The 10,827-nt window shown below is 69.5% G+C and carries 13 protein-coding genes; 7 read left to right on the forward strand and 6 right to left on the reverse strand.

What is annotated here, in order from left to right; genetic code table 11:
• Positions 1-45: 45 nt before the first annotated feature.
• Positions 46-300 carry a DUF2530 domain-containing protein gene (locus tag VB080_RS00585; RefSeq protein ID WP_323416468.1) on the forward strand — a complete coding sequence of 85 codons (255 nt, stop codon included), beginning with the start codon at positions 46-48 and terminating at the stop codon, positions 298-300.
• A 115-nt stretch (positions 301-415) separates the two neighbouring features.
• Here VB080_RS00585 and VB080_RS00590 read toward each other — a convergent pair whose 3' ends face one another.
• Both VB080_RS00590 and VB080_RS00595 read right to left on the reverse strand, forming a co-directional pair.
• Positions 416-1,231: a DUF3027 domain-containing protein gene (locus VB080_RS00590; RefSeq protein ID WP_416339569.1), complete on the reverse strand. Its 816-nt coding sequence runs from the start codon at positions 1,229-1,231 to the stop codon at positions 416-418.
• Positions 1,188-1,574, reverse strand: a complete 387-nt coding sequence (locus VB080_RS00595; RefSeq protein ID WP_323416470.1) for a cold-shock protein — start codon at positions 1,572-1,574, stop codon at positions 1,188-1,190. The genes VB080_RS00590 and VB080_RS00595 overlap by 44 nt, the downstream gene beginning before the upstream one ends.
• Before the next feature lie 159 nt (positions 1,575-1,733).
• Here VB080_RS00595 and VB080_RS00600 point away from each other — a divergent pair, with 159 nt between their 5' ends.
• The 4 genes from VB080_RS00600 to VB080_RS00615 are packed head-to-tail and all read left to right on the forward strand — an operon-like array spanning position 1,734 to position 4,778.
• The gene (locus VB080_RS00600; protein ID WP_323416471.1) at positions 1,734-2,564 is read left to right on the forward strand and encodes a hypothetical protein; all 831 of its coding nucleotides are present in this window, start codon (positions 1,734-1,736) and stop codon (positions 2,562-2,564) included.
• On the forward strand, positions 2,561-3,325 hold the full coding sequence (locus VB080_RS00605; protein WP_323416472.1) for a hypothetical protein: 765 nt from the start codon (positions 2,561-2,563) through the stop codon (positions 3,323-3,325). The genes VB080_RS00600 and VB080_RS00605 overlap by 4 nt, the downstream gene beginning before the upstream one ends.
• The gene (locus VB080_RS00610; protein WP_323416473.1) at positions 3,322-3,885 is read left to right on the forward strand and encodes an NUDIX hydrolase; all 564 of its coding nucleotides are present in this window, start codon (positions 3,322-3,324) and stop codon (positions 3,883-3,885) included. The genes VB080_RS00605 and VB080_RS00610 overlap by 4 nt, the downstream gene beginning before the upstream one ends.
• Positions 3,882-4,778: a cation diffusion facilitator family transporter gene (locus VB080_RS00615; RefSeq protein WP_323416474.1), complete on the forward strand. Its 897-nt coding sequence runs from the start codon at positions 3,882-3,884 to the stop codon at positions 4,776-4,778. Before VB080_RS00610 ends, VB080_RS00615 begins: the two co-directional genes overlap by 4 nt.
• Before the next feature lie 202 nt (positions 4,779-4,980).
• Here the strand turns inward: VB080_RS00615 and VB080_RS00620 are convergent, their stop codons facing one another.
• Positions 4,981-6,339, reverse strand: coding sequence for a HupE/UreJ family protein (locus VB080_RS00620; RefSeq protein WP_323416475.1), 1,359 nt, complete (start codon positions 6,337-6,339; stop codon positions 4,981-4,983).
• Positions 6,340-7,587 (reverse strand): DUF3500 domain-containing protein, encoded by a 1,248-nt coding sequence (locus VB080_RS00625; RefSeq protein ID WP_323416476.1) that lies wholly within the window; start codon positions 7,585-7,587, stop codon positions 6,340-6,342. It abuts the gene before it with no gap.
• Between the two features lie 233 nt (positions 7,588-7,820).
• On the opposite strand from VB080_RS00625, the gene VB080_RS00630 reads away from it, so the two are divergent.
• Both VB080_RS00630 and VB080_RS00635 read left to right on the forward strand, forming a co-directional pair.
• On the forward strand, positions 7,821-8,018 hold the full coding sequence (locus tag VB080_RS00630; RefSeq protein WP_323416477.1) for a hypothetical protein: 198 nt from the start codon (positions 7,821-7,823) through the stop codon (positions 8,016-8,018).
• Complete coding sequence (locus tag VB080_RS00635) at positions 8,002-8,343, forward strand: type II toxin-antitoxin system PemK/MazF family toxin (protein ID WP_323416478.1); 342 nt, start codon at positions 8,002-8,004, stop codon at positions 8,341-8,343. The genes VB080_RS00630 and VB080_RS00635 overlap by 17 nt, the downstream gene beginning before the upstream one ends.
• Before the next feature lie 67 nt (positions 8,344-8,410).
• Here VB080_RS00635 and VB080_RS00640 read toward each other — a convergent pair whose 3' ends face one another.
• Positions 8,411-9,127: a copper homeostasis protein CutC gene (locus VB080_RS00640; protein ID WP_323416479.1), complete on the reverse strand. Its 717-nt coding sequence runs from the start codon at positions 9,125-9,127 to the stop codon at positions 8,411-8,413.
• A 388-nt stretch (positions 9,128-9,515) separates the two neighbouring features.
• Positions 9,516-10,403, reverse strand: coding sequence for a fructose bisphosphate aldolase (locus VB080_RS00645; protein WP_323416480.1), 888 nt, complete (start codon positions 10,401-10,403; stop codon positions 9,516-9,518).
• Positions 10,404-10,827: the final 424 nt, after the last annotated feature.

Here is a 10,827-nt window from a genome sequence, read left to right on the forward strand (position 1 = left end):
TCCCCTAAGGTTGAGTCCGTGGATAATCAGCACCACGCGCCGCTTATGGTACAAGCACCCGTCCGTGCGCTCGATCCGGACGGCACGGGCATCGTCACCATCGGCACGATTGCCTTCGTGATCGCGACGGTTGTGCTCTGGCTGCAGCGAGACGCGTTGAACGCCGCCGGCCAGGGCTGGTGGCTGTGGGTGTGTGTCACCGGGGTCGGGATCGGCCTGGTCGGGATGGCAGTGGTCTGGGTGCGATCCCACCGCCGCAAACGCTCCGAGGCCGAGGCGGACCCGGCTCCGACCGACTGAGCCCCCGCCAAATCCGGTACGAAGCCGCCAGCCGAGGGAATATCCCCCTCGACCCTCGATCTCGAACCGGATTTGGCACGGCACAGCCCGACCCGGCACGGGACGCGGCTGGAACTCAGTCGAAGAGGAACTCGTCGGTGGTGATGGTGTCCCACATCGGCTGGCCGAGGTCGACGCCGCGGCGAGGCTCGCCCACGTCGGAGTGGCCGCCGCAGCCGTGGTCCCGGCTGATGACCCGGCCGTCGCTGGGCGAGAACTCGTTCGCGCACACCCCGAACACCTCGCCCAGCCTGCCCTGCAGCGGCAGGAAGTAGCCGCAGGTCTCACACAGCGCGGGGGCCTGCTGGGTCATCGGGTTGTCCGGGCCGCCGTCGCCGGCGATCCAGCGCTCGGCAGCCAGGTCACGTCCCACCGGGGAGAGCACGCGCTCACGTCCCAGTCCGAGTTCAGCCACCACCGCACGGATCTGCGAGGACTCGGCAGGGTCAGGGTCGGAGGCGTCCTCGCCGCCGGTGTAACCCGGTTCGAGGCGGACGTCGTCGGCCGGGGTCGGGAGCAGCGCACCCGGAGTGATGTCGCCGCCGGAGATCCGGTCGGCCCAGGGCACCCAGGGCGCGGCCAGCAACGCACCGTCGGAGGGCACCATGGTGACCTCGTTGACCGTGACCACCCGGCCGCGGGAGGCCCGCGCCACGGTGACCGCCCAATTCCAGCCCGGGTAGGCCGGATGGTCCACAGCGAAGTAGTGGGTGGCCACCCGAACACCGTCAGCGGTCACACCGCGGTGCTCACCCACGCCGAAGACGCCGGCACGCCGGACCGCCGCCGCCCTGGCCAGGTCGACAGCCTCCGCGCAGGCGGTGTCGAGCTCGACGGTCGCCGGCACCTCAGAGCTCCAACTCGTCGGCGACCCCGCGCAGCACGGACGCAACCTTGCCGGAGATCTTGGAATCGGGGTGGCGTCCGCGGCGGTAACCGTTGCCGATCCCGTCCAGCATCTTGATCAGGTCCTCGACGATGATCGCCATCTGCTCGGGGCTCTTGCGCTGAGCCTTGGACAGCGACACCGGGGCCTCCATCAGCCGGACGCTGAGCGCCTGCTCACCCTTCTTGCCCGCGATGACGCCGAACTCGACCTTCTGACCGCGCTTCAGGGTGGTGACGCCAGCCGGCAGCGCGGACGCACGGACGTACACGTCCTCGCCGCCCTCGTCCTTGGACAAGAAGCCGAAACCCTTCTCGGCGTCGTAGTAGCGCACCTTGCCTACCGGCATGATCCTCACTCCTGGCATCGTCTCCGGGCGGGGATGCTCCCGCCGGCTCCGATCAAGCCTAGTGGACACCGCCCAACCGTGGGCATTCCCGCGGCCGGCTCCCCCCGACAGCCCTCGGCCGGGTGCCCGTCGTTCCAGCAAGGCAATTACGATGGGCCCATGGCGACCTGGCGGGACGGACCCGAGTACGCGCCGCAACAGCGGCCGGAGGCGTTCGTCGAGCCACCGGCCGGGCCGCTGGATACCCCGGCCACGCCTGCCGATCCGAGCGCGGGGGCGCCGGCCGAGCAGCCGTCCTTCACCGCGCCCGATGCACCAGCACCCGACCTGACCACCCTGATCCCCGCCTCGGCGGGCCCGGGGCGGGATCCGCGGCAGGCCTTCGAGGTGGTCACCAGCACGATGACCTCCTCCACCGGGACCGCCTGGGCGTCAGCCCACTCCTCACCCGGTGGGACGGCACCGGCGTGGAACCCGCAACAGCCGCTGACCTCGGCGTCCACGCCGATCGTGGCCACGCTGCCGCAGCAGCGTGCAGTGGCCCCGGGCGCCCAGGTGAATCCCACCCCGTTCCCGGCTCCGGGCACCCCGCAGTGGTTCGCCCCGCCCGACCCCGACCAGCGCTTCCAGGCTCCCGCTCAGGTCAGCCTGCCCGCCGTGTGGCGCGCGGTGACGCCGGCCGTGGTGATCACCCTGGGCCTGGGTGCCGTGCTGAACAGCCTGTCCATCGTGCTGCTGGCCGTCGCCTTCGGGCTGGCCAGCCGGATCGCCTACCGCCGTAAACAGGTCAGGATCTGCTTCGGCGTGGCGGGCGGCCTGGTCGGCCTAGTCTGGCTGTGGACCTTCGTGGTCAACGACTTCTACCTCGACTGGGCCTGGGGTGCAGCCTCGACGACCGCGCAACTGTGCTGCCTGGGCCTGATCTTCGCCCTCGGACTGGTGGTGGCCCTCGCCCTCACTCGTGGCGAACGTCCCGATTCGCGGCCATGAGCCAGCGCGAGAGCCTCTCATCCCCGGCGCCGTCCCCGTCCGCGCCCGGAACTGTCGTCACCGGGACGCCGGTTCTGCCGCCTCCGCCCGGCTGGGCTCCTCCGCCACTGCCGACCTCCTTCGACCTGCCGTCCGGCGTCACCTTGGCGGTTCCGGTTCAGCCACCCCAGCCCTGGGAAGCCCCGCCACCCGGCGCCCCCGCGTCCCCGTCCGGGCGCCGGTCGCGACGCTGGGTACCGCTGGTAGCCGGTATTGCCGTGCTCGGCCTGGTCGCGGTCAGCGTCCTGCTCTGGTCGCGCGGGGTGTTCAGCCCCGCCGCCCCGCCGTCGGCCGCACCCTCGGCCGGTGCCGTCCCGGCCGCACCGGTCGAGGCCAGCGGCGGCGATATCGGACGGGAGGTCGAGCTCAAGGCGGCCACCGGGACGGCCCGGGTCACCGCCACCCGGGCGGTCTGGAGCGGTGCGGGCGAGTTGAAGCCGGAGGCCGGCATGGCCTACCTCGTGCTCGACGTCGACCTCGTCGGAGTGGCTGGCGAAGTGCCGGTGAGCGCGGTGGCCACAGTCGCCGAGACCGCCGACCAGACGCGCTACCCGCTCGCTTTCGGGCCGGTGGTGTCCGATCCGCTGCCGGGCGCGCTGCTGCACGACGGTGACAGGCTCAGCGGCTCGCTGGGCTACCAGGTTCCACCCGGACCGGTCCGCGTCCACTTCCTCGGCACCGACGGCAAGACCCTCGGCACGGTGGAGGTGCCCGGACCATGACCGGGCCGTTCCGCAACCGCCGCTTCACCCCGGTGCCGCCCGACCAGCGACCCCGCCGGCACCGCAGTGCCGCTCGCGTGCTGGTCACCGACGGCGAGGCCGTGCTGCTGCTGGCTGACACCGACCCCGGGATCCCCGGCAGTCGGTGGTGGACCACGCCCGGCGGCGGCATCGAGCCTGGCGAGGGGCCGCGCACGACAGCCGTCCGCGAACTCGCCGAGGAGACCGGGCTGCAGGTGGTCCCCGACGACCTGATCGGGCCGGTGGCGGTCCGCGAGGCGGTCTACGGCTATTCCGACCAGATCCTCTCCCAGCGGGAGTGGTACTTCGTCCTGTTCACCGACCGCTTCGAGGTGGCGAACACCAACCTCACCGAGGACGAGCGGATCACCCTCGCCGGCCATGGCTGGCTCCCGCTCGACGGCCTTGCCGAGCTGCCCGACCCGGTCCGGCCCACCGGGCTAGTCGGGCTGCTCGACCTGGTGCCCTTCCCCGAGCGCTGGCCGCTGGATCTCGGCGAGGTGGAGGAATCGACCCTGCCGGTAGACTCGGGCAGGTGACCGCTCCGTCCGCACACCCACCGATCGACCAACGCGGGCTGGAGCGTTTCGTCTGGCTCTCGCTGGGGGTCTCGGTGGTCGTGCTGGCCATCAAATTGGTCGCTGCCGTCCTGACCGGCTCGGTAGGCCTGTGGTCGGACGCGCTGGAGTCGACGGTGAACGTGGTGGCCGCCGGCGTTGCCCTGTGGGCAATGAAGCTGTCGGCCAAACCTGCCGACCACAACCACGATTTTGGCCACGGCAAGGCCGAATACTTCTCCGCGGCGATCGAGGGAGCGATGATCTTCGTCGCCGCCGGGGTGATCGTGGTCGGCGCCGTGCTGCGCTTCTTCCGTCCGGTCGAACTGGAACGACTCGACCTGGGCCTGCTGCTCTCCGCGGTGGCGACGGTGATCAACCTCGCCGTCGGGCTGGTGCTGGTGCGCGCGGGGCGCCGCTACCGGTCGATCACCCTCGAGGCCGACGGCAAGCACCTGCTCACCGATGTCTGGACCTCGGCAGGGGTGCTGGTGGCGATCGGCCTGGTGCTGTTGACCGGCTGGGTGTGGTTCGACCCGTTGATCGCGCTGCTGGTCGGGCTGAATATCCTCTACACCGGCTACGGGCTGGTTCGGCGGGCCACCGTCGGGCTGTTGGACGGCACCCTGCCGCCGCAGGATGTGGCGACGGTCAACGAGGTGCTGCACGAGTTGGCCGGCCATCCCGCGGTGCAGATCGCCGAGATCAAGACCCGGGAGTCGGGCCGCCAGCGGTTCGTCTACGCCACCATCACCGTCCCCGGGGAGTGGACGGTGAAGCGCAGCCACGATCTAGCCGACGACGTCGAGCACGCCGTGGCCAGGGCGCTGCCGGGCACAACCACCTTCGTCCACATCGAACCCAGCGAGGACTGACACGAGGCGGGCACGGTTCCGACTTCAGTCCGGCTCGGGTCACCTGGTGACTCAGATGGTCACCGTCCCCCACCTGGGCTGGCCCACGTGAGTCGGTGACGGTCCGCCGAACCAGCGTCGCTGCCCCGCTCCGGGGCGGCGGCATGGCCGTCCGGCCGACAGCGGATGCCCATCAGCGTGGCGGTCATCATTGGCCGGCTCGTCAGCGGCGGGCGGGGGTGGGCCTGGGCCGGGCGGACGTTCGCGAGACCGTCGCCTTCGCCAACCAGCAGGCCAGCCCAAAGACCCAGATGGCTACCAGGACGACCACCTGGTAGGCGACGATCGCGTCGGCCGCCTCGGCTACCGGGTTGGGCGCACCCAGCCGGTCGGCCATCCAGCCCAGCGCGGCGACGCCGGTCAGACCGGCGGCCAGGATCCGGAAGCCGGAGAAGGCCGCCGTCCGCGAGGCCAGGATGAGCGGCGGCAGGACCAGCGCGACCACGATCAGCTGCATGAGTTCGATGCCGAGGTTGAAGCCGAGCAGACTGAGAACGAGCTGACCGGTGGTGAGGTCGAGTTCGGCGAGGGTGAACGAGAAGGCCAGGCCGTGGATCAGCCCGAATCCGGCTGCGATCAGCGCTTCCCGTCCGGGGAACAGTGGACGCAGCGCATGAACGGCACCGATCAGAATGCTCAGCGCGATCAGCGCCTCGATCGGTCCGGTGGGCAACTGCAGCCGGGCGAGCGAGGCGATGGCGAGGGTTGCGGAGTGCCCGAGGGTGAAAGCGATCGTGATCGCCAGGATTCGCCGCAGGGTCTGCCGCAGGGGCGCAGGGCGCCGCCACCGTCCGCGTCTGGCCAGCAGCGGAGCCGGGAGCAGCAGGACGAGCAGGAACAACAGATGGTCGGTGCCCTCCAGGATGTGCGACATGCCGAGCCCTGCCATGGCGGTAAACCCCGTCCAGGAGCTGCCTTCCCCGAGGTCCACGACCAGCGGGGCGATCCGGCCGGTGCCGGTGTCGATCCGGATCACGCCGAGCTCCCGGGTCTGGTCGACCTGGCCGCCGGCCCAGTCACTCTCGACCGTGACCAGGATCCGGTGAGTCACCACCTGGTGGATGATGGCGTCGTACGCCACGGTGAAGGCCCGGGTCGACTCACCCACCGGTGGGGCCAGCACCGCCTCGACAACCAGTTCCTGGTACCGGCCGGTGTCGGTCTGTTCGGCGGCGCCGGCTTCGACACCGAGAATCGTCGTTGTCCAGCCGGCACCATCAGGTGAGGTTACGTCGAAGTGCCCGCCGAGATAGTCGGCCACCTGCCCGGCCTCGGATTCGGACAGTGCCTCGTCGTCCCCCAGGGGATTGACGCCCATGGCCAGGGTGAGGTCGTCCAGCGGGAGTTCGAGCCGTGCGGTGGCCCGGTCGTCTCCCACCCGCAGGGCGATCACCGAGTGCGGCATCGGGTGAGCCTGGGCGGTCGGCGCGACGAGCAACGGCATTCCCAGTGCAATCAGACCGGCCAGCGCCGCCCGCAGCAGGTGCCGGAGCGGCGGCTGGGCCGCGGTGGGGAGTCGCACCTAGAACGACAGTTCGCCGCCGTAGTCGCGGGTGTGGTCCCGGTAGACGGTGTGGTAGTGGATCTGGTTGCTGAAGACGACCCCGTCCTGGCAGACGAACTCGATCCACACACTCGGACCGTCGATCCGGATGTAGTCGCCCTGGGTGGTCAACTCGGTCGTGCCCGAGTAGGAGATGTAGGTCTGGTCCAACTCCGACTCATAGGTCGCCAGCAGATCCTCACTGGTCTGGTTGTCGACGATCGAGGCCCACGGCGTGATCGCCGCCAGCACCAGCGCCTTCTGCTCGTCGGAGAGTTCGGAGACCGCGATCCCGCCCTTGGTCTGGGGGAAATCACCGTCAGCATCAGGGCCGAGCAGCACGTCGGTGAACGACTCCGACAGTTTTGCCTGCTGCAACTGATCGGACGACAGGCTGGTGATCATCGCCTGGACAGCGTCCTTCATGATGTCGAGCGGTGCATAGCTGGTGCCGTCGTCGGCCGTCCACGAGGTCGGCTCGACGCCGATGAAGAACGGCGAGGCACCTTCGACCGCACCGTCCGCGTAGGTGATGTTCACCGCGAGATGGTGACCGCCGAACTGCAGCATCCAGGTGCCGTCCACGCTCGGCTGGCCGAGGAAGGCGAGGAAGTAGGTGCCGGACGAATAGCCACCGCCACCGCCGGCGTCACCGCCGCCACCGGGGGCGCCCGACTGGTCGCCGCCACCACCGCTCGGAGCGCCGGAGGGCGCGTCACCGCTGGGTGTACCGCCACCGCCGGTGCCGGACGAGGATCCGGTCCCGGAGGCCTGCGCGGCATTCAGCACATCGTCGGCGGCCAGGATCTGCATCACCTGGTCGAGGCCGACCCCCTCGGAAGTGTTCAACGCCGCCTGCAGGACGGCATTGGCTGCCGACAGCTGTTCGTCACTGAGCGTGCTGAACTCGACACCGTTGCGACAACTGGAGCCACAGGGCAGATTTGACCAGGCCGCGGCGTTGTCATTGGTCAGGTCCAGAACAGTCTGGGCAACCTGATCGTCGCTGAGCGTGGCCAGATAGGCGTTCGCCGAGGTCACCACCGATTCGACGGCGCTGCTGTCGCTGCCCGCTGTCGCGGTGCCCGTCGCGGTGGCTTCCGGGGTTGTGGTGGTCGGGCTGGTGGTGGCGCCCGTCCCGGACGAGCAGCCAGTCAGGGCCACCACGGCGGCGGCGCATATCAAGGCCAGCCCACTGCGAAAAGCTGCGGGAATCAGGACGGTCATGCTGGTCTCCTCGCCTGGCTGTCGTGAGGTGGCGAACGGTAGCAGCGCTTCCTGTGAACCGGAGATACGTGGCAGAAAGGCTGGCCACCAGGCCAAGGAGGACCGCCGGGCCGCGGCCACGCCATTGCCACGCTGGCCAGTGTCGAGCGGCTCGGCTGAGGACGCCCGCTCCATCAGCGGACAACGTCGATCCGACTGTAGACAAAATAGTCTACAACTACTAGTCTCAGGTCATGGGCAACACCACGACGATCCGGGTCAGCCGCACCACTCGCGACACGCTCAACAAGCTCGCTGCCCGGCGCCACGAGACGCTCAATGACACCGTCGACCGCGCCACGCGACTGCTCGAACAAGACATCATCGGACACGACCTCTCCACCCCGCTGAGGGCCGACGAACGCAGCTGGCTCGATGCTGACGCCGGGTGATGTCGTCACGCTTGACCTCGGCTCGCCCACAGGCTCCGAGGCAGGTCTGCACCGCTCCGCTGTGGTCGTCACTGCGGAGCGGATCCTCAGGGGTGTGCCGAACGTCATCCAGGTGATCCCCCTCACCCAGACGATCCGCGACAGTGGTTCGGAGATCGTCATTGAGCCCGATGAACACAATGGGCTCGATGGCATCTCTGCCGCGCAGTGCCAGCACATCCGATCCGTCGCTACCTCTCGGGTGAGCGTGTTGATCGGCAACGTTGGACCGGCAGTCCTTCGACAGCTCCGGAACACCGTGACGGTGATCATCGACGGCTGCTGACCCCCACGGCCGCTGCCCACCACGTCCTGCGTCGCGGGCACCGATGACAGGACGTTTCCAGCCCGGCTCAGGATGTCGCAGAGTGCGGCGCCCGGCGCACCTCGGCGTCGACCAGATGCCGCCAGGCCCCGACCAGCCCTTCGTCCACGTAGGCCTTGTACGACCCGCCAGTACGGGCAGGCGAACCGATGTGGAAGGCGCGGATGCCGGCCCGGGCCAGCCAGGGGACGTGATCGGGCTGCAGCCCACCACCGGCCATGATGACCTTCGCCGCCCACGGGTTCTTCCGGGCGCGGACGAGGAGTTCGTCCAGTCCCTGCTCGACCCCGCGCGGCGAGCCGGCGGTCAGCACCTGATCGATCCCGGGCAGCTTCGCCAACGCCTGCCAGGCGCGATCGACGTCAAGGACGGAGTCGAGCGCGCGGTGGAAGGTCCACGGCCACTCCGTGTCCCCGACCAACTCGCCGCAGACCTGCAGGTCCACCTCGCCCAAGCCGTTCAGGAAGCCCAGCACCATGCCGTCCGCGCCGGCGTCCAGGTAGCTCGCGATCAGCCCTCTCAGCCGGACGGCCTCACCGCCGTCGGTCCCGAAGCCCTCCCGCAGGCGCACCATGACGCGTACCTGGATGGAGGTCTTCGCCCGGATCTGGGCGACCAGCGCGGGGGGCGGCGACATGCCTCCGTCCTCGAGCGAACCGCACACCTCGACCCGGTCGGCGCCTCCCGCTTCCGCGTGTTCGGCATCGGCCGGACTGAGGGCGATCACCTCGAGCAGACCGCTCATGGGTCCATGATGGGGTGCCAGGCGGGGATCGCCGCGCCGACACGCTGCAACTCCGGCCCGGAACACGCAGTCGGCCGCAGCCTCTGGCCAAGCCCGCCGGCCGCCCTGATCTGAGGCGGGCGCACGAGCGATGTACGCCACCCCATCGCCGGGGCGAGTCACTCGGACAAGAACCGTCCCAGCGCAAGCCACGGCCCGCACCACCAACAAGCTGTGGCTGAACCGCCGTCCTCGAAGCCACGGCCACACCTTGATGCCGGAACCGCGCCGGGGGCGAGCGTGACTCGAGTGCGAACTGTCCCAGTATCGGCCAGGGTGGTCTCGACGTGCCCAGCAGCGGTGGTCCTGGGTTCGACGGAACCGTCCCCGTCGAACCCAGCGGGGGTCCTCAGGTGATGGACGCCTCGTAGATCGAGCGGACGGAGGCATCTAGCGCGGCGTCGAACTCCTCCGGGGGCTGGGTGCTGTGCAGCCCCTCGGTGAGCGCGCGGGAGAAGCTTGCGATCAGCCCGTGGTTGCGGGCCAGCCGCGCGTTCGCCTCGTCCCGGCTGTAGCCGCCGGACAGCGCCACCACCCGCAGCACGGCGGGGTGCTCGATCACCGGGACGTAGAAGTCGTCCACCTCGGGCAAGGTGAGCTTGAACATGATCGGGGTGTCGAAGGGCTCGCCGGCCAGGTGGCGTCCGAGTTCGTCGAGCAGCAGCCGCTCGCAGGCTGACTTGTCGGGTGCGGTGATGTCGATCTCCGGCTCCAGAATTGGGACCAGCCCGGCCGCGGAGATCTGCCGTCCGATGGCGACCTGCTGGTCAACGATCGCCCGGACGCCGGCAGGGTTGGCGGACTTGATCACCGAGCGCATCTTGGTACCGAAGATGTGCTTGGCCAGCGCCCGTTCCAGCAACTCGTCCAGGCCCGGGATCGGCTTCATCAACTGCACGCCGTCGGCCTCGGGCTGCAGCCCCTTGTCAACCTTCAGGAACGGGATGATGTGTTTGCGCTCCCACAGGAAGTCGGCCGCCGGGACACCGTCGAACTCGCCGTCCATGGTCTTCTCGAACAGGATCGCCGCCAGGATGCGGTCACCGCTGAACGCCGGGCTGGTGACGATCCGCTCGCGCATCTGGTGGACGAGGGCGAACATCTCGTCCTCGTTGCTGTAGGCGTTCTCCGGCACGCCGTACAGCCGCAGTGCCTTCGGAGTACTGCCACCACTTTGATCCAGGGCGGCAATGAACCCCTTGCCGTTGCACATGTGTTCGGTCTGTTCGCCTCTCATGACGTCCTCCTACGCACGTCTACTACCAGCAGTCGTATCTCCACTGTACGTCGCTGCGGGAGCGTTCCGGCCGGGATCGGACGCCGGCCCGGACCGCCACCAGGGCACAGGCCGGTCGGGCAGTCCGAGGCAGGTCAGGTCGGGCGAGGCAGCTCCGCCCGCCTCAAGCTGTGACCGAACCTCCGTCTTCGGACTCCAGGGCACAGACCGCAAACCAGGCAGCCCCACCCACCACGAACTGTGACCGAACCTCCGTCCTCGGACCCCAGGCCACAGCCCGCGAATCGGGTAGGGGGGTCGGGTCGCCCGACCCCCCTCCCACACCACCGGACATGCGGGCCCGCATCCGGCGGTTCGCTGGATCGTGTTACCTGAAGCGCCGCCATGTCGTGTGCAGGCTGAGCAGGCCCTGATTAGTCCAGTA

Origin of the sequence: Propionicimonas sp., assembly GCF_034927565.1 — a bacterium.
In the GTDB taxonomy this organism is placed as follows: domain Bacteria; phylum Actinomycetota; class Actinomycetes; order Propionibacteriales; family Propionibacteriaceae; genus Propionicimonas.